Origin of the sequence: Rhodococcus sp. DN22 (assembly GCF_036669995.1) — a bacterium.
In the GTDB taxonomy this organism is placed as follows: domain Bacteria; phylum Actinomycetota; class Actinomycetes; order Mycobacteriales; family Mycobacteriaceae; genus Rhodococcus_F; species Rhodococcus_F erythropolis.
Genome location: NZ_CP133326.1, coordinates 5,125,686 through 5,142,800 on the forward strand (window position 1 = coordinate 5,125,686; position 17,115 = coordinate 5,142,800).

Consider the following 17,115-nt stretch of genomic DNA (forward strand, 5'->3'; position numbering starts at 1 on the left):
GGTAGAAAAGTGCACTATTCAGTGTCAGGGAACTCGACTTGGGGCCACCCGTCACGATGGAACGTCTCCAACCACTGCGGCGTAGCCATGGCTTCGAGGACTACTTCGAGAGACTCCTCGAACCACTCGCCCAGATCTCCACTGGAGGCAATCAGGTCTGCCATGTACCGCTGACCGGCAAGGCTCGCTGCCAGTACACGCGTGAATTTGTCCGGGTCGGCGTCCTCTCGGAGCAAACCGTCGTCCTTGGCACGCAATGCCAACTCATAGGCGGTCTTTCCCCAGACCTGCCCACCACCGGACTGCACATCCTTGTAGAACTCGGGCTCGATGATCAGCCGGAATTCCGCCTGCACGATTACCTCGGCACGGAAGACCTCGGCAATGTCGAGCACGAGACCGTGCAAAGCGACGAATGGATCGAGGTCTGTTCTCTTGGCCCAACGATCAGTAATTCCAGTGAAGGTTTCGATAGCCGAGGTCAGAACCGCTCGCGCCAACTCTTCCTTGGACTGGAAATGGAAATACATGGCGCCTTTGGTGGCGCGGGAGCCCTCGAGGATCGTGTTCACCGACGCAGCTGCATAGCCGCGCTTGGCGAATTCGACTGCAGCCGCTTCGACCAGGGCGGCGCGGGTACGCCGCGCACGCTCTTGTTGACGTGCCATTTACGGTGTTGTGCCTCTCGCAGAGTTGGTACGCAGAGCCGCCGTGATCGGCGCCTGTCATCCCCCGAAACTTCACAATATCCCCTCCAACACACCCTACGTAAGGACTAGAGCCATACCCGCCAAAAGTACTAGACGCAATCGGCTGTTCAGGGGACAAGAACCGACTTTATGCCCAAAAGACACCAAGTGGTATGGTTTTGGCCGCTCGGGTGCGCCGCAGGGGGTGCGCATCCGAGCTTTTTCGTGCCCGAGATTCTGATAATTCGACCTCGCAGACGGAACTGCTTCGCCGACCGATGGACAGCAGTCCCAAGGTTTTAAACAACTAGTGCAATTGTTTATTCCCCCTTTTCCGTCGAAACCGTGCTGGCAGCATCGAAACAACACAGTTAGACTGTCTAAATGAACGTTGGAGAGGGTCGCAGCAAGGCTCGAGACGAGATCGACGTACTTTGGGACGATCTGGGTGCCTTCGTCCGACGTCTACGCACCAAACGCAACGACCACAAGCTCACGCCGAGCCAGATCCAGGCCCTCGGCCACCTCGACCGACAAGGTCCGTCGACCGCCAAAGAATTGGCAAAATTCGAGCGCGTCACGCCGCAATCAATCGCAAAGACCGTGGCCGCGCTCGAAGAGCAGGGCATGGTGACGCGAAGGGCGGATCCATCGGACGGCCGCGCGGTCTTGGTCACGATGACCGAACTCGGCACATCGACCCTTCACGAAGACCGAACGAAACGAACAGAGTGGCTGGCCGAGGTCATCGACGCCGAGTGCACCGAAGCCGAGCGTGACTTGCTTCTGATCGCCGGCCGAATCCTGCGAAGACTCGGCCAGGGCGAGTCCCCAGCATCGACATCGATATCAGAGGAGTCACTGATGAACTCGTGACCACCGTCGTCGAAACGCCGACCCCCCAAACTCCCGTTCCACTGAAACTGAGTCTTGCTCTCGGCTCCGGAACCGTTCTTCAAGCGCTGAACTCGTCGATGATTGCGGTGGCAATCGTCCCGATCGCCACATACTTCGGTTCCAGTTCAGGCACAGCGTGGGTCATCTCGGCCCTCTACATCGCGACTGCGGTCACGGCGCCGGCGGCTGGTCGACTCGGATCGATCCTCGGCGCCAAACGCGTCTACCTCGCCGGATTGGGCCTGATCGCTGCCGGATCGATCCTGGGCTCGCTCGCCCCGTCGCTGGGCTGGCTGATCGCCGCACGAATCCTGCTCGGAATCGGCACGGCGACACAGTATCCGAACGCGATGACCGTCATCCGCGAATACGCTGACCGCCACCGGACTCAAACCCGTTCAGCTATAGCAACACTCACCATTTGCGCTCAATCGGTCGTCGCGCTGGGGCCCACTCTCGGCGGGTTGTTGGTCGGCACACTCGGTTGGCAATCGATCATGTGGGTGAACCTCCCGCTTGTCGTCGTCACTGCCGTATGGGTCTTCTTCGCCGCCCCGAGCGACTCCGCCCTGCCCGACCGGGCCGGCGCCGCTGCGTTGTTCAAATCTCTCGACCCACTCGGGATCACCCTGTTTCTCGCTCTGACGACATCGACGATGCTCTTTCTCCTCTCTCTCGCCGAGCACGCGAAGTGGTACCTCGTCCCGTCGACGGCCCTCTTCGCGTTCCTGTTCGTCTGGTGGGAACGTCGAACGGCCTCGGCGTTCATCGACGTCCGCGCCGTCGTCCGAAACCGCGCACTGAGCATGACTCTCGGCCGGACCCTGCTGACTTACACAGCGTTCTACTGCATCTTCTTCGGACTCCCCCAGTGGCTACAGGTAGCCCGCGGAATGTCACCGATCAGCGCCGGGCTCTTCATGCTGCCTGTCGCTGCGGTCGGGATCTTCGCGACCATGTCCGCGTCCAGGGTGTACGGGAAATTCGGCGCACGAATCACCCTCCTGATCGGCACCGCCGCGTTGGCTGTCGGCGGGATTCTGATTGCCTTTGTCGAATCGAGTTCGACTCCCCTTGTGGCACTCCTGCTGATTGCGGCGATCCTGGGCATTCCCAACGGCTTCAACAACATGGGAAACCAGAACCTGATCAACTCGGTGACCACCTCCGCCGACGTCGGAACTGCGATCGGTCTTTACCGAACAATCCAGTACATCGGCGCCAACCTTGCGGCCGTCGTCATCGAGCTGACCATGCGCGGAACCATCGACGACGCGGGTCTGCATCGCACTGGCGGGACCATCGCCGTCATCGGAATCGCCCTTCTGGTGGGGGTGGTGTTTTCACGGACTCTGCGGTCCCGTTAGACTCTGCGCCGCGCCCCTATAGCTCAGTTGGTAGAGCTACGGACTTTTAATCCGCAGGTCGTAGGTTCGAGTCCTACTGGGGGCACAAACACAGACCCGGCGCCTCATTCAGAGGCGCCGGGTCTTGTGCATTCGTGCCACATCGATTCGTGCCACATGAATGCAACAGCAGGTCATCGAAGCAGGAACTCGAGGGTCACGCGCTCGAATGCCTCCTTGGCTTCGATCATCACCCAGTGCCCGCAGTTCGGAAATACATGCAGTTCGGCGTTCGGAATCAGTCGCATCGGAATCATCGGCATGTCCGGCGGACACTGCCGATCATCGAGTCCCCATGTCAGCAAGGTCGGGCATTGCACCTTGTGCATCATCGACCAGTACGGCGGCACATCCGAGTTGGACATCATCTGCTGCTGAGCGGCAAAGGCTTTGGATCCGTACATCGCGGTCAATGCCTGGTGCGAGGCCGGATCGTTGGCCGTTTGCCATCGTTCCTCGATCCGCTCCTCGGTGATCACGGATCTGTCGTAAACCATGCACTCGAGCCAGCGAACCAACTTCTCACGGCTGGGAGCGTCGGCGAATTCCTGGAGGAGACGCGTACCTTCGCTCGGGTTCTGACTGAAGATGTTCGGGCCCACGCCTCCGATGGTGACCAATCTGCGGACGCGGTCAGGGAACCTCATCGCGACGTTGACCCCGACAACTCCGCCCATCGAATTGCCGATCATCGCAGCGGATTCGATTCCCAGCGCATCCATGAATCGAACCACCGCCGAGGTTGCCGTGAGAACTGGATGACCGTCGACGGCATCGCTCACGCCGAACCCCGGGAACTCCAGGAGGTAGCAGTGGAAGTGCTTTGCGAACACCTCGAGGTTCCCCCGGTAATTCCGCCATCCACTCACGCCGATCCCGGAGCCGTGCAACAGGATCAACGGCGGACCATCGCCCGCCTCGTGATAGCGCAAAGTCCCCCTGTCGGTAGCGACTTCGCGTTTGGTCCCTTCGTAAGTCACGTCCATACCGCAAGATTAGAACGTGTTACAGATTTGCGACGGCTGATTGCGGAACTTCGCAATCACTGTCAGAAGCATCCCCCGCTGCCTCGACGCCCACTGCGATTCGTGGACTTCTGCTCGCTCGGTTTCGACTTCCCCGTCCCGGCCTTCACACACCGGTTGGGGCGCCGCACCTGCTCGAAGTGCCCGGCGCTCACCACATGACCGGCCACGCTGACCTTGACCGGCGCATCCGCGCGGGCGGTTCCGACTTGCGCCGATCCCAACGTCAGGGCGCAAGCAGCCACAACGACCAGCGCTACCTTCTTCGAGATCTTCATATGCACAGCCACTTCGACACGGGTCCACTCCAGATGCTGAACAGGTGCGCGCACCGAAGGAACACGCTCGGCGTCGACGATATTCAGTCAGGGTGGCCGGCCGCGATCCTTTTGCTCACCAGCATCTGAACAGTCGACGACAAAAGTTTTGGCGGCACGTCAACATCCCGAGGGCGTCAACGAGCCGACGCCCAACGTACGCACCGTTACTGAGAAATCCGTAAATCCGGGCAACCACACAGCGACGGGCGTGGACGTTCGCGTTTGGACTCGCTAAGCCACAATCAAACGCCGAACCGCCTCGACTGCCGCCTCCCGACGTCGAGGGATGGAACGAGACGACTTGAGCGCGAGCATCCGGGCGATATCCGTGATCAGCAGGATCAACTCCGTGGGATTCCACGCGGGGTCGATGTGCCCCTCGAGCTGCCCCTTGCGGATTTCCGCAACTTTAGGCCGGAAGGTCTTGCTTCGTATGTCGTCCTCGCTCATGACGTCCGGCGCTTCGAGATCCGCCCATTGCTGCAATCGGGCGTTCTCGGGATGGGCAACGTAGTTGTCGAAGAGGCGACCTGCATAGCCCGGCAAGTCGTCACCTCGAAGTGCTGTCTCCGCTGTTGTTTCGGACGTCCACTGTTCGGTCACGGCAGCGAACAACTCTTCCTTGCTTGCGAAGTACGCATAGAGACGGTCTTTGCTGGCACGCGCTTGCGCGGCGATCCGATTGATCCGCGCGCCGGCCAGCCCGTACGTGGCAAATTCGTCCTTTGCGGCCGCCAGAATGCGGTCCCTCGTAGCTTCCCCTGCTGAGCGCATGTTCACAGCCTAGAACGAATCGACCGTTGCCGAACCATCCGGTTCGGCGTAGCGTGCAGAGTTGACGAACAATTTGGTTCGCGAACAAGTCGTGCCACTTACCGTCAACTCGAGGAGAGACATGAATCTCGACGAAGCCCGAACTGCTTTCGCCCGGCTCCGTGCTGCGGAAAGTGGTGTATCACCAGCAGAACTCGACGAGGTGTGGGCCGCACTGGAAACCGTCGCCGCCGAAGAAATCCTCGGCGAGTGGAAGGGTGACGACTTCGCCACCGGTCACCGTCTTCACGAAAAGCTGTTCGCGAGCCGTTGGTACGGCAAGACCTTCAACTCGGTCGAGGACGCCAAGCCGTTGATCTGCCGAGACGAAGACGGCAACCTCTACTCCGACGTCAAGAGCGGCAATGGCGAGGCAAGTCTGTGGAACATCGAGTTTCGTGGCGAAGTCACGGCGACGATGGTCTACGACGGCGCGCCGATCTTCGACCATTTCAAGAAAGTCGACGATTCGACGCTCATGGGCATCATGAACGGAAAATCGGCGTTGGTTCTCGACGGCGGACAGCACTACTACTTCCTGCTCGAGCGAGCGTGATTCGCGCCGAACAGAATTCGACGTCCGCCATGCAGATGACAGCGGCGCTCTCACACGGCCCGCACTCCCCCTTCACACTCGACACCGTCGAGATCGACGAACCCCGCGCAGACGAGATCCTGGTTCGCATCGTCGCGACCGGCCTGTGCCACACAGATCTGTTCACGAAGTCGGTGCTACCGGAACGACTCGGCCCCTGCGTGTTCGGGCACGAAGGGGCGGGGGTGGTCGAGGCCGTCGGCTCGGCGATCGACAAGGTCGTGCCCGGCGATCACGTGTTGTTGAGCTATCGCAGTTGCGGTGCGTGCAGGCAATGTCTCAGCGGTCATCGGGCGTACTGCGAAAGCTCACACGCGCTCAACAGCTCTGGCGCACGCACCGACGGCTCGACGCCGATCCGGCGAGACGGAACCCCGCTACGGTCCGCCTTCTTCGGCCAGTCCAGCTTCGCGGAATACGTCATCGCCTCTGCCGACAACACCGTCGTCGTCGATCCTGCGGTGGACCTGACCGTCGCGGCTCCCCTCGGCTGCGGATTTCAAACCGGCGCGGGTGCAGTGCTGAATCTACTTCGCCCCGAGCCCGACTCGACGTTTGCCGTTTTCGGGGCAGGCAGCGTCGGACTCGCAGCGCTGCTGGCGGCGAGGGCTGCCGGCGTTTCCACCCTGGTCGCCGTGGACCCCGTTGCGCAGCGGCGCGAACTCGCCGAGGAATTCGGCGCCGTCACTGTCGATCCGACCACCGAGGACGCGGTCGAAGCAGTACGCGCCGCCACCGACGGAGGTTCGACACATTCCCTCGACACGACCGGAATCGGCTCCGTGATCAATCAAGCCGTCACATCACTTCGAGCACGGGGAACACTGGCGGTAGTCGGACTCGGAGCGTCCACGGTCGAGATGAACATGGCCGACATCATGCTGAGCGGAAAGACAATTCGAGGATGCATCGAAGGAGAGTCGGAAGTCTCGACGTTCATCCCCGAACTCGTCGAGCTCTTCACTGGTGGCCGGTTTCCGATCGACCGCTTGGTGACGCGCTACGCCTTCTCCGACATCAACAAAGCCGTCGAAGATCAAGCGTCGGGGCGCGTCATCAAACCCGTTCTCGTGTGGTGAGGGGCGAAATGTCTCATTCGTCGACCCGACGGAATTCGCCCTAGACTGCGCTCCTGCACTAGACGTCGGAGCAAGGTGGGGACGATGACAGAACACACCAGTACGGGCGCGGGCCACGGCCGGGCCGTTATGCCGATCATCCGGATGCGCGCACGCAGCCGCGACGAGAACCATCGCGCATCGACACCACTCGAACTGTTCTTCGACCTGTGTTTCGTGGTTGCAGCCGCACAGGCCGGAGTTCAACTGGTGCATGCTGTTGCCGAGGGCCACTACGCCGACGGCATCGCCGGCTATATGTTCGTCTTCTTCGCGCTGTGGTGGGCGTGGGTGAACTTCACCTGGTTCGCGTCTGCCTACGACACGGACGACGTCCCCTACCGGGTCGCGACCTTCGTACAGATTTGTGGCGTGCTCGTCTTCGCCGCCGGAATCCCCGACGCATTCGACGGAACCGACCGTACGACGGCCATCGTCGGCTACCTCATCATGCGAATTGCGCTCACCTGCCAATGGCTTCGAGCCGCCAGCGGTGAATCCGGTGCAGCGCGAACGACTGCTCTGCAATATGCCGCCGGGCTCGTGATCGTCCAGGCCGGCTGGATCGTGCTGCTCCTGATGCCGGCGTCGGCGTGGATTCCGGGCTTCTTCGTTCTCATGATCGCCGAACTCGCGGTGCCGGCGATCGCCGAACGCAACCACCAGACGCCGTGGCACCCGCATCACATCGCCGAACGCTACGGCCTCTTCACCATCATCATGCTCGGCGAAACCATCGCTGCCGCGACCATCGCGGTCCAATCCGGCATCCGGGATTTCGACGCCGCCGATCTACTGATTCCGATTGCCGTCGGCGGAGTTCTGATCGTGTTCTCCGCGTTGTGGATCTACTTCGCCGTCCCGATCCACGAGTACCTCGCAGACCCAGGCAATCGCGCCGTCCTGTTGTGGGGATACGGGCACTACTTCGTATTCGGATCCGCTGCGGCCATCGGCGCCGGCATCGAAGTAGCCGTCGAGGAAGCAGTTGGCGAAGCGCACATTTCGACGTTCGCAGCATCTGCCGCGGTCACGATCCCCGCCGCGATGTTCCTGATCTTCGTGTGGCTCATGCACTCACGACACTTCAAGCGTGACAGGATCGAGCAGGCTGTTCTACCGGTGAGCGCAATCCTGGTTCTCGCCTGCACATTTGCCGGACACTGGGCGGTCCCGCTCGCCGGACTGGTGGCGGCGGGAACCGTCGGAGTCGGTGTCGGCCTGAGTACTCGGTCGAAGAGCTGACTCAGATTTCCGGAGCCGGAGCCTCGCCCTTGCTCTGCGGCTCGTGCTGCTTGAGCTCACCGCGCATCTTGTCGAGATCCTTTCCACGCTTTTTGTACATGTAGCCGAGCGCGACAAGTCCAAGGAACAACGCAACGCCCAGGACGGCACCGACAACGGATGCTCCGCGGAATCCGGGGCCGTCGACGTCGAGGATCCGCTCGCCCGCATGCGCAGCGTTGTTGTTGCCGAGAACAACTGTCAGAGAGAGCAGATTCGGCAGCGCGAAGATCACACCCAACGCGAGAGCCGTGATCTGCATGATTCGAGCATGCTTGCGCTTGCGCACCTGCCAGACCGCCCGGAAGAAGATGAGCGGGACCAGGGTGCACACGAGACCGAACAGCAGCCCCCACGCGATTCCGGCGCTGAAACTGCCGTTCGCCAACGACGCAATGCGCTGCGCCCACCAACGCGGAAGGAAGGCGGCAAGGATGAAGTAAGCGATGACCAGGACCACCGCCATCACTGCGATCCCGATGGCCTTCTTCGCCCACGGCGGCATGCCCGGTTTTGCGGTGGCCGGTGAAGTTTCCGGTGTCGTCATGACAATTCCTCGTCTAGTCGGCGTCTGTACTGACGAATCTATCCGTTACGGGCGTTCCTCATCCGCATCGAGAACGATCCGGGCAAGCCGCTTCGGCGCAACGAGGGTGAACGAGGTGTAGATCCACTCCTCCAGTTGCGACCATTTCTCCTCGGAAACGTCGGTGCCGATGTCGAGTGCAACCCACCCGTGTCGACCGAGTCCATAGCCCGCAGCACTTGCGCCTGGTTCGGTGGCCACCACCGCTTCGGCTTCCTCCTTGCTCAGCTTGACGGTCAAGGAGGTGGCTTCGACGTTGCAGAACACGAAGTTCTTGCCGCGGACCCGGAACGTCGGGTGGCCGTCCCACGCTTCGATGTCGACGCGCTCCGCTTCCGGCAGCGACAGCGAGATCTCTTCGAGTCGACGCATGTTGTCGGGCATGGAGACGATTCTGCACGCTCGATACCGAGCTTGACACCCGCGACACAGCTAGGCTCGGCGACGACCGCGTCACCGAACTCCGAACACAGGGAGACTGGCATGCGCACGTTAGTTCATCTCGTTCTGCTCATTTGTGGAATCGCCGTTGCCGTCGGCTCGTTCATGTACGTACTGGCCGGGGTCAAACCCGACAATGTTCGCCTCGAGGACCTGCGGGACGGCTTTCCGGCAGGGTGGGCAATCGAGCAACTCGGCGATCAGTCCGTGACCTTCTACCGGTCGATGGCGATACTTCTGCTCGCCGCCGCCGTATTGATTCTGATCGCCGCATTGTTCGGTTCTCGCATCGCAGCATGGATCGGAATTATCGTGGGATTGGGGACTCTTGGCACGTTCTACTACCGCGTGAACGATCAGTTCGACAATGTCATCAGGGAAAACTACTCCACGATCCTGACAAATCAGACAGGATTCATTCTGACGGCCGGCGGACTGATTCTCGCTCTCCTAGCGTGCCTGGTCCCCCGCGAGAAGACCCGAGCCTGACCGCTCGGCAACCGGAGGGTTACCGTCGACGCCGACATTCACTAGTGTCTGCAACAGCCGGGTACTGACGAGTAGTACCCCAGAAGAGGTAGGGCATCAATGGCATCGCTTGACGACCTTCTATCCCAGATCCCCATCGACCAGATCGCGCAGCAACTCGGCGTCGACCAGGCAACTGCCGAATCGGCGGTCAAGACTGCACTTCCGACCCTCGTCGGTGGCCTCGGCGCCAACGCGCAGGATCCCGCCGGTGCAGCCTCGCTGGAAAGCGCGTTGCAGTCTCACGCCGACACCAGCCTTCTCGACGACGGCGTCGACATCAGCAAAGTCGACACCGCTGACGGTCAGAAGATCGTCTCGAACATCTTCGGCGGCAACACCGATCAGGTCGCCAGCGCACTGGGCGGTGTCGGTGGCGGCGGTGGAAACGATCTGGTGAAGCAGTTGCTGCCGATCCTCGCTCCCATCGTCCTGGCCTACCTCGCCAAGCAGTTCACCGGTGGCGGTGCCGGCGCGCAGACTCAGGCCTCCGGTGGCGGCGGGCTCGGGGATCTCCTCGGCGGAATTCTCGGCGGCGGCGGCAATTCCGGCGGCGGCATCGGCGGCGCACTCGGCGGCATCCTGGGTGGATCCGGTGGCGGCGGCCTCGGAGACCTGCTCGGCGGCCTCCTCGGCGGAGGCAAGAAGTAAGACGCTCGACAGAACGCACTGCGGCGATCCCGTTCGGGGTCGCCGCAGTGCTCTGTTCAGTCAATCGTCGAAGATCGAAACATCCTCAGTGACAAGGCAAACGCAACCAACAGCAGCGCGCCCACAAAAGTACTGACCCCGACCCAACCGCCACCCGCGTATGCAAGACCCGCGAGGGCGCCCGCCACGGACGAACCCGCGTAGTAGGCAAACAGATACAACGCCGACGCCTCGGCCCGGTGATCGGTAGCGATCAGCCCCACCCAACCGCTGGCCACCGAATGTGCGGCGAAGAATCCTCCGGTGAAGAGCAGCATCCCCACGAGCGTCAACGCCAGATTGTCCGGAACGGTCAGTGCCAGGCCGATACCGATGACGACAACCGACCCGAGCAGCACGCTGCGCCTACCCAGTCGGTCAGAGGCCCCGCCGGCTACCGCCGAGGTGAAAGTTCCGGCAAGGTAGAAAAGGAACACCAGGCCCACAAGCGCTTCAGGAAGGCCGAAAGGTGCTGCCGTGAGCCGAAACCCGAGGAAGTTGTAAATCGACACGAAGCCGCCCATCAGGATGAATCCCAAAGCGAAGAGTGTTCGCAGCGACGGGTTCGCAAGGTGGCGTCGTAGATTCGACGCGATCGTGCGCGCCGATATCGGTTGCGGGCGAAAGAACTTCGACGCGGGAAGCCGCCGGATCATGTTGAGCGCGAACAATGCCGACAGCGCGGACGCAGTCAACAGCGCCCAACGCCACGTACTGAAATCGACGACGGCCGACGGCACGAGCCGTCCGATCAGCCCACCGATCGTCGTGCCGGCGACGTACCTTCCCATCGCTGCACCGAGGTCCTTCCGATCGACCTCCTCGGCCAGATAGGCCATCGCCACCGCCGGGACACCGGCCAGAGCCAATCCTTGTGCTGCGCGTCCGACCAGCAGAACCTCGATCGTCGGACTCAGCGGTAGAAGTAAACCGATCACACAGGACGCCGACGCCGACGCGATCATCACCCGTGTGCGACCGAACCGCTCGGAGAGCGCACTGGCCGGAATGATTGCCAACGCCAACATGCCCGTCGTCGCCGAGACGGACAGCGCAGACACCGCAGGCGAGACGTGGAAGTCTTCGGCGAACGCAGGCAGCAACGCCTGTGCCGCGTACATCGAGATGAACGTCGACAGCCCGGCCGCGAACAACGCAACGGTCACGGTTCGATATCCCGATGTTCCGCGGCGAAGCGGCATCACTTCGGATTCGATCACATTCTCGACAGTCACCACGTACCTCCAGGCATCACTTACCTCCGGTAAGAATCCTCCCGCCCAGACTCGGCAAAAGAAAATGCATAAACTTGGTGTTCTATATGCTCCAGAGGTATATAGATTGGGTTCGTGATGCTGACCGAAGACCTCGAATGGTTTGTCGTGCTCGCCGAAACCCAACAGGTGACCGCTACCGCGGATCTGACTCACCTGTCGCAACCGACCCTTTCGCGCAAACTCGCACGCCTCGAACGACAGATCGGCGTGACACTCTTCGACCGTCAGGGACGCCGACTCGAACTGAACCGGTACGGCGAGATCCTCTATCGACATGCTCGCATCGCACTGCGTGCCCTCGACGCCGCGCAGACCGAAATCCAGTCGCTGGCGAGCCCCGAGAGCGGCACGGTCCGGCTCGACTTCCTCCACTCGTTCGGCACCTGGTTGGTGCCGCACATGCTGCGCGGATACCGCGTCGAGCATCCCGGAGTGCGATTCGAACTGCATCAGGACAGCGCGCAGTTCCTGGTCGACAGAATCGCCGCCGGCACGTCCGACCTGGCCGTCGTCTCGCCTCAGCCGCGCGATCCGCAGGTGGCGTGGATGCAGATCGCCCAGCAGTCACTGGCATTGGCTGTTCCGGCTGATCATCGCTTTGCGAAGTTGCATTCGGTCGAGCTTGCGGACGCGGCCGACGAACCGTTCATCGGTATGCATCCGAACTTCGGGATGCGAAGAATTCTCGATGAACTGTGCGCGGCCGCAGGATTCACTCCGAATTTCGTCTTCGAGAGCAGCGAGCTGGCAACGGTCGGCGGACTGGTCTCCGCGTCCTTCGGTGTCTCCATCATGCCGGTTCAGGATCCACCGATCTGGGCCGAAGGAGTCGTCTACGTACCGATCGAAGGAGCACAGCGAAAAATAGGGCTGATCTGGTCGAAGAGCCGCGAGCTGTCCGATCCCGCCCGGACTTTCCGCGACTACGTCGAAAGAACGACTTGGTAGTGAAAGTGCCCCCGGATAACTACGGATCGGTAACATCCCTCGAGGGGAGCAATTTTCATGCCATTCTTTTCAAACCTACGGTGCCGTAGGCTGGGGCGAAGTCGCGCATTCACTCAACATGGAGGCAAGAAATGACGAGGATTCTGACGCAGCTGGAGCTGCTACAAGAGCTGCAGCCGGTTGCCGAGGAGAACGTCAACCGCCACATCTCCATGGCCAAGGAATGGCATCCACACGACTACGTTCCGTGGGACGAGGGCCGTAACTTCGCAGCCATGGGTGGTGAAGACTGGAGTCTCGAACAGTCACAACTCGGCGAGGTAGCTCGCGCCGCGATGATCACCAACCTGCTCACCGAGGACAACCTGCCGTCGTACCACCGTGAGATCGCCGAGAACTTTTCGCAGGACGGTGCCTGGGGAACGTGGGTCGGCCGGTGGACCGCCGAGGAGAACCGCCACGGCATCGTGATGCGTGACTACCTCGTCGTCACGCGCGCAGTCGACCCCGTCGAGCTCGAGCGCTTCCGCATGGAACACATGACAAACGGTTACAGCGCACCCATCGACGAGGGCGACGCCGGCCTGCTGCACTCGGTCGCCTACGTGACCTTCCAGGAACTCGCGACGCGCGTCAGCCACCGCAACACCGGCAAGGCCTGCGACGAGCCGATTGCCGACAAGATGCTTCAGCGCATCGCCGCCGACGAGAACCTGCACATGATTTTCTACCGCAACATCTGCGCCGCCGCGCTCGATCTTGCTCCCGATCAGGCGCTCAAGGCTGTGGCGAACATCGTCCAGAACTTCCAGATGCCCGGTGCCGGCATGCCGAACTTCCGCCGCAACGGCGCCCTCATGGCCAAGCACGGCATCTACGACCTTCGCCAGCACCTCGACGAGGTCGTCTGGCCTGTCCTGCGTAAGTGGAACATCTTCGAGCGCAACGATTTCAGCGCCGAAGGCGAGAACACGCGCGAAGAGTTGGCGGCCTTCCTCGAGACACTCGCCGCCAACGCGACGAAGTTCGAGGAACAGCGCGATCGCATGCTCGCACGCGAAGCCGCCAAGCGCGAACAGCAGGCTTCTTAGTTTCACCAGCTATTCTGTGCCCGGTACCGGATTCGGTACCGGGCACTTCCAATTGTCACAAGTATTTGTTCAGAGGTAGACATGTCATCCCTTCGTATCGGTTCACTCGAGCTGCACAGCCCCGTGGTCCTCGCACCCATGGCGGGCGTCACCAACGTCGCCTTCCGCACGCTGTGCCGTGAACTCGAACTCGAACGTGCAGGCAGCACGTCCGGGCTCTACGTCTGCGAGATGGTCACCGCCCGCGCGCTCGTCGAACGCCAACCCGCCACGATGCACATGACCACGTTCGGTCCGACCGAAACGCCCAGGTCGCTGCAGCTGTACACCGTCGACCCGGATACGACTTACGCCGCGGCCAAGATGATCGTCGACGAGAACATGGCCGATCACATCGACATGAACTTCGGCTGCCCGGTACCCAAGGTGACCCGCAAGGGCGGCGGATCGGCGCTACCGTACAAGCGTCGACTGTTCGGTCAGATCGTCGCGGCAGCCGTGCGCGCCACCGAAGGCACCGACATTCCGGTCACCGTCAAGATGCGCGTCGGCATCGACCCCGAACATCACACGCACCTCGACGCAGGCCGGATCGCCGCAGCTGAAGGCGCCGCTGCCGTCGCACTTCACGCACGTACCGCGTCGCAGCGCTACTCCGGCACTGCTGACTGGAACGAGATCACGCGCCTCAAGGAACACGTCACCGACGTGCCGATCCTCGGCAACGGCGACATCTTCGACGCCTCGGATGCTGCCCGCATGATGAACGAGACCGGCTGCGACGGCGTCGTCGTCGGACGCGGCTGCCTCGGACGGCCATGGCTGTTCGCGGAACTCAGCGCAGCTCTCAACGGACAACAGATCGCCACGCCGCCGACGCTCGGCGAAGTCACCAAGATCATCGCCCGTCACGCCCAACTGCTCGCCGCACATCACGGTGAAATGAAGGGTCTGCGCGAACTTCGCAAGCACGTCTCCTGGTACATGCGTGGGTTCCCGGTCGGATCGGATCTGCGGGTCTCGATGGCTCTGGTCAGCACGTTGTCCGAACTGGACGATCTGCTCGGACAGCTCGACCACGACGTCCCGTTCCCCAAGGACGCCGAAGGCCCGCGCGGACGCCAAGGCTCACCCGGTCAGGTAGCACTCCCGGAAGGTTGGCTCGACGATCCCGAAGACGACCTTGTGCCGGTGGGAGCTGACATGATGCACTCTGGCGGCTAGCGAAAACACGCCGTCGGATTACTCACATCACTTTCTGAGTGAAGCACTCAGGATTCACCAGTAATATGGCTCCAGCTTCGTCGACAACCGGTTGACGCCGGCATCTGAATGACGAGTTACTGACAGTCGACGACGGGACAGGTTGCATCGGTGGGTGATGATCACGATTCGGGCCCACCTCCGCCCGAGAGCCGCGCCCCCTGGGAACGTCCGCTCGCAGACAAGCGCTTCCGCAACGCCCGACCGGACCAACCGGCAACGCCCCAGCGCCCTGCCACACCCCAGCGACCAACACCGCAACCACCCAGTCCCCCGGAGCGTCGCAGCAGTGGACGTACCGGGCGACGGGACTCGCCTCCGACCGACGACTCCGTTTCGGTCGCCGAGTTGGTCCGTCGGGTAGGCGACAAGAAGCCGCCACCAGCCCCGGCTGCGCCGCCCAAGCCGGCGCCGAACAAATCCGTACCACCCAAGACTCAATCTTCAGCAGCGTCGTCGCCGCCCCCGGCCCGGCCGATTCCCGCCCGTCCGACCGTTCCGCCCGCCGCTGCGGACTGGATCACCGAAGAACATCCCGTCACCTCCGCAGTGCCGCGGGTAGTCGGTGACACCGGCGCCACTCGTCTGGCGCAAAGCAAGATTCGCCGCCGCCATCGCGCAAAAGTGATCGGCCGATCGGCAGTAGCGTTCCTGGCCGTCATGTCTCTCGCATTGACCGGCGTCGTGTGGGGTTATCTGCGCTCGGTCGAAGGCGGATTCGATCAGATTGCGGCACTCGACACCGAGTCCGACGACATCATCGACGCCGGTGGTCAACTCGGCGACGAGACATACCTGATCATCGGCACAGATACCCGCGCCGGTGCGAGCGGTGAGATCGGCGCCGGAACCGTCGAAGACGCCGAAGGCGCCCGAGCCGACACGGTCATGCTGGTGAACATTCCCGCCGACCGAAGCCGCGTCGTCGCCGTCTCCTTCCCGCGTGACCTCGACGTCGAACGTCCGATCTGTCAGGGATGGGACAACGACGCCGGCAAGTACACCAGCGAAACCTTCCCGGCGGCGAGCGGCGACAAACTCAATGCGACATACGCACTCGGTGGCCCCAAATGCCTGGTCAAGGTCATCCAGAAGATGTCCGGCCTGAAAATCGGGCACTTCGTCGGAATGGACTTCGCCGGTTTCGAGCGCATGGTCGACACCGTCGGCGGTGTGAACGTCTGCTCCCCCGGACCGATCGAAGACGGCATCCTCGGAACCGTCCTCGCCTCCGGCGGCACGCAGATGCTCGACGGCCGTACCGCCCTCAACTACGTGCGTGCTCGCCACGTCGAAGCCGAGGGCAACGGCGACTACGGGCGCATCACCCGCCAGCAGAAGTTCCTGTCGGCGCTGCTCCGCTCGGCCCTGTCCAACCAGGTCCTCCTGAATCCGAGCAAGCTCAACGGATTCATCAACGCCTTCACCAGCGACACGTTCGTCGAAAACATCGACACCAAGTCACTGGTCACCCTCGGTCGCTCGCTCCAGAACGTCGACGCAGGCGCGGTCACGTTCTTGACGGTCCCCACGGACGGCACCAACGACTGGGGCAACGAGATTCCTCGCACGGACGAGATCAAGTCCCTCTTCCAGGCGATCATCGACGACGATCCGCTTCCGGGCGAAGAGCGCGAGGACACCACACCGTCGTCGACCAGTTCCACGACAACCGCGCCTACGTCCAGCACGCCGCCGGCCGCCACTTCCGTCGAGGCAATGAGCGCCTACAACATCTCGGTCGACGTCTCCAACGCGTCGGGAATCGCCGGGCTGGCCGCGACGATCGCCGACAGCCTCGCGGCTTACGGTTTCCAGATCTCCACAGTCGGTAACTTCAGCGCAGCCACCGGCCTGGCGAATGCCCAAGCGTCGACCACCGTCGTGCGCTACGCCGCAGGTTACGAGGCTGAAGCGGTGACCGTCGCGTCCTCGATTCCCGGCGCGGTTCTGGTTCTCGCTCCGAGCATGGGAGACATGATCGAGGTCGTCGTCGGAAGCAATTTCGCCGGCACCGTCGTCGCCCCCGCGGACCCGGGAACCATCCTGGCGGCAAATCCGACGTCGGTCGACACCAGCACCTCGACGGCTCTGCCCGCCGACATCGCCAGCGTCAACGCCGGCGACACCACCTGCGACTGACA

General features: G+C 62.2%; 18 protein-coding genes and 1 tRNA gene. 12 read left to right on the plus strand and 7 right to left on the minus strand.

Features of this window, described 5'->3' with window-relative positions; genetic code table 11:
• Positions 1-14: 14 nt before the first annotated feature.
• Positions 15-668, minus strand: a complete 654-nt coding sequence (locus RA302_RS23380) for a TetR/AcrR family transcriptional regulator (RefSeq protein WP_003940323.1) — start codon at positions 666-668, stop codon at positions 15-17.
• Between the two features lie 405 nt (positions 669-1,073).
• Between RA302_RS23380 and RA302_RS23385 the strand changes: the two genes are divergently transcribed.
• The 3 genes from RA302_RS23385 (at position 1,074) to RA302_RS23395 (ending at position 3,038) form a co-directional block, all read left to right on the plus strand.
• Complete coding sequence (locus RA302_RS23385) at positions 1,074-1,565, plus strand: MarR family transcriptional regulator (protein ID WP_007733882.1); 492 nt, start codon at positions 1,074-1,076, stop codon at positions 1,563-1,565.
• Positions 1,562-2,953, plus strand: a complete 1,392-nt coding sequence (locus RA302_RS23390; protein ID WP_030535260.1) for an MFS transporter — start codon at positions 1,562-1,564, stop codon at positions 2,951-2,953. Before RA302_RS23385 ends, RA302_RS23390 begins: the two co-directional genes overlap by 4 nt.
• Before the next feature lie 12 nt (positions 2,954-2,965).
• Positions 2,966-3,038, plus strand: a tRNA-Lys gene (locus RA302_RS23395).
• Between the two features lie 88 nt (positions 3,039-3,126).
• Here the strand turns inward: RA302_RS23395 and RA302_RS23400 are convergent.
• The 3 genes from RA302_RS23400 to RA302_RS23410 all read right to left on the minus strand — a co-directional run bounded on the left by RA302_RS23400 (position 3,127) and on the right by RA302_RS23410 (position 5,111).
• On the minus strand, positions 3,127-3,978 hold the full coding sequence (locus RA302_RS23400) for an alpha/beta fold hydrolase (RefSeq protein WP_030535259.1): 852 nt from the start codon (positions 3,976-3,978) through the stop codon (positions 3,127-3,129).
• Positions 3,979-4,040: 62 nt separating this feature from the next.
• On the minus strand, positions 4,041-4,295 hold the full coding sequence (locus tag RA302_RS23405; RefSeq protein ID WP_007733879.1) for a hypothetical protein: 255 nt from the start codon (positions 4,293-4,295) through the stop codon (positions 4,041-4,043).
• Between the two features lie 273 nt (positions 4,296-4,568).
• Positions 4,569-5,111 carry a TetR family transcriptional regulator gene (locus tag RA302_RS23410; protein ID WP_030535258.1) on the minus strand — a complete coding sequence of 181 codons (543 nt, stop codon included), beginning with the start codon at positions 5,109-5,111 and terminating at the stop codon, positions 4,569-4,571.
• Between the two features lie 121 nt (positions 5,112-5,232).
• On the opposite strand from RA302_RS23410, the gene RA302_RS23415 reads away from it, so the two are divergent.
• The 3 genes from RA302_RS23415 to RA302_RS23425 all read left to right on the plus strand — a co-directional run bounded on the left by RA302_RS23415 (position 5,233) and on the right by RA302_RS23425 (position 8,108).
• The gene (locus RA302_RS23415; protein ID WP_007733878.1) at positions 5,233-5,706 is read left to right on the plus strand and encodes a DUF4334 domain-containing protein; all 474 of its coding nucleotides are present in this window, start codon (positions 5,233-5,235) and stop codon (positions 5,704-5,706) included.
• Positions 5,707-5,735: 29 nt separating this feature from the next.
• Entirely contained in the window at positions 5,736-6,824 is a 1,089-nt protein-coding gene (locus RA302_RS23420; protein ID WP_030535257.1) for an NAD(P)-dependent alcohol dehydrogenase, read from the plus strand.
• Between the two features lie 84 nt (positions 6,825-6,908).
• On the plus strand, positions 6,909-8,108 hold the full coding sequence (locus RA302_RS23425; protein ID WP_080712683.1) for a low temperature requirement protein A: 1,200 nt from the start codon (positions 6,909-6,911) through the stop codon (positions 8,106-8,108).
• A 1-nt stretch (position 8,109) separates the two neighbouring features.
• On the opposite strand, the gene RA302_RS23430 is transcribed toward RA302_RS23425, so the two are convergent.
• Positions 8,110-8,694, minus strand: coding sequence for a hypothetical protein (locus tag RA302_RS23430; protein ID WP_003940111.1), 585 nt, complete (start codon positions 8,692-8,694; stop codon positions 8,110-8,112).
• A gap of 45 nt (positions 8,695-8,739) precedes the next feature.
• Positions 8,740-9,117, minus strand: coding sequence for an MmcQ/YjbR family DNA-binding protein (locus RA302_RS23435; RefSeq protein ID WP_007733864.1), 378 nt, complete (start codon positions 9,115-9,117; stop codon positions 8,740-8,742).
• Between the two features lie 99 nt (positions 9,118-9,216).
• Between RA302_RS23435 and RA302_RS23440 the strand changes: the two genes are divergently transcribed.
• Together RA302_RS23440 and RA302_RS23445 are read left to right on the plus strand one after the other, a co-directional pair.
• The gene (locus tag RA302_RS23440; RefSeq protein WP_003939955.1) at positions 9,217-9,663 is read left to right on the plus strand and encodes a hypothetical protein; all 447 of its coding nucleotides are present in this window, start codon (positions 9,217-9,219) and stop codon (positions 9,661-9,663) included.
• A gap of 99 nt (positions 9,664-9,762) precedes the next feature.
• Positions 9,763-10,353: a DUF937 domain-containing protein gene (locus RA302_RS23445; RefSeq protein ID WP_003940105.1), complete on the plus strand. Its 591-nt coding sequence runs from the start codon at positions 9,763-9,765 to the stop codon at positions 10,351-10,353.
• A 56-nt stretch (positions 10,354-10,409) separates the two neighbouring features.
• Here RA302_RS23445 and RA302_RS23450 read toward each other — a convergent pair whose 3' ends face one another.
• Entirely contained in the window at positions 10,410-11,594 is a 1,185-nt protein-coding gene (locus RA302_RS23450; RefSeq protein ID WP_167349871.1) for an MFS transporter, read from the minus strand.
• Positions 11,595-11,741: 147 nt separating this feature from the next.
• On the opposite strand from RA302_RS23450, the gene RA302_RS23455 reads away from it, so the two are divergent.
• The 4 genes from RA302_RS23455 to RA302_RS23470 all read left to right on the plus strand — a co-directional run bounded on the left by RA302_RS23455 (position 11,742) and on the right by RA302_RS23470 (position 17,113).
• Positions 11,742-12,617, plus strand: a complete 876-nt coding sequence (locus tag RA302_RS23455; protein ID WP_030535254.1) for a LysR family transcriptional regulator — start codon at positions 11,742-11,744, stop codon at positions 12,615-12,617.
• A gap of 131 nt (positions 12,618-12,748) precedes the next feature.
• Positions 12,749-13,708, plus strand: coding sequence for an acyl-ACP desaturase (locus tag RA302_RS23460; RefSeq protein WP_003940492.1), 960 nt, complete (start codon positions 12,749-12,751; stop codon positions 13,706-13,708).
• A gap of 81 nt (positions 13,709-13,789) precedes the next feature.
• A complete protein-coding gene (gene dusB / locus RA302_RS23465; RefSeq protein WP_003939756.1) occupies positions 13,790-14,932 on the plus strand; it encodes a tRNA dihydrouridine synthase DusB in 1,143 nt (380 codons plus the stop codon).
• A 150-nt stretch (positions 14,933-15,082) separates the two neighbouring features.
• Positions 15,083-17,113 carry an LCP family protein gene (locus RA302_RS23470; protein WP_030535253.1) on the plus strand — a complete coding sequence of 677 codons (2,031 nt, stop codon included), beginning with the start codon at positions 15,083-15,085 and terminating at the stop codon, positions 17,111-17,113.
• The last annotated feature ends 2 nt before the right edge of the window (positions 17,114-17,115 follow it).

Excerpts from the sequence above, each read along its gene's own strand:
- RA302_RS23400 (WP_030535259.1), bottom strand. The coding sequence starts at position 3,978 with ATGGACGTGACTTACGAAGGGACCAAACGCGAAGTCGCTACCGACAGG.
- RA302_RS23435 (WP_007733864.1), bottom strand. The coding sequence starts at position 9,117 with ATGCCCGACAACATGCGTCGACTCGAAGAGATCTCGCTGTCGCTGCCG.
- RA302_RS23410 (WP_030535258.1), bottom strand. The coding sequence starts at position 5,111 with ATGCGCTCAGCAGGGGAAGCTACGAGGGACCGCATTCTGGCGGCCGCA.
- RA302_RS23415 (WP_007733878.1), top strand. The coding sequence starts at position 5,233 with ATGAATCTCGACGAAGCCCGAACTGCTTTCGCCCGGCTCCGTGCTGCG.
- RA302_RS23460 (WP_003940492.1), top strand. The coding sequence starts at position 12,749 with ATGACGAGGATTCTGACGCAGCTGGAGCTGCTACAAGAGCTGCAGCCG.
- RA302_RS23380 (WP_003940323.1), bottom strand. The coding sequence starts at position 668 with ATGGCACGTCAACAAGAGCGTGCGCGGCGTACCCGCGCCGCCCTGGTC.
- RA302_RS23450 (WP_167349871.1), bottom strand. The coding sequence starts at position 11,594 with ATGCCGCTTCGCCGCGGAACATCGGGATATCGAACCGTGACCGTTGCG.
- RA302_RS23430 (WP_003940111.1), bottom strand. The coding sequence starts at position 8,694 with ATGACGACACCGGAAACTTCACCGGCCACCGCAAAACCGGGCATGCCG.
- RA302_RS23440 (WP_003939955.1), top strand. The coding sequence starts at position 9,217 with ATGCGCACGTTAGTTCATCTCGTTCTGCTCATTTGTGGAATCGCCGTT.
- RA302_RS23425 (WP_080712683.1), top strand. The coding sequence starts at position 6,909 with ATGACAGAACACACCAGTACGGGCGCGGGCCACGGCCGGGCCGTTATG.
- RA302_RS23420 (WP_030535257.1), top strand. The coding sequence starts at position 5,736 with ATGCAGATGACAGCGGCGCTCTCACACGGCCCGCACTCCCCCTTCACA.
- dusB (WP_003939756.1), top strand. The coding sequence starts at position 13,790 with ATGTCATCCCTTCGTATCGGTTCACTCGAGCTGCACAGCCCCGTGGTC.
- RA302_RS23405 (WP_007733879.1), bottom strand. The coding sequence starts at position 4,295 with ATGAAGATCTCGAAGAAGGTAGCGCTGGTCGTTGTGGCTGCTTGCGCC.
- RA302_RS23385 (WP_007733882.1), top strand. The coding sequence starts at position 1,074 with ATGAACGTTGGAGAGGGTCGCAGCAAGGCTCGAGACGAGATCGACGTA.
- RA302_RS23445 (WP_003940105.1), top strand. The coding sequence starts at position 9,763 with ATGGCATCGCTTGACGACCTTCTATCCCAGATCCCCATCGACCAGATC.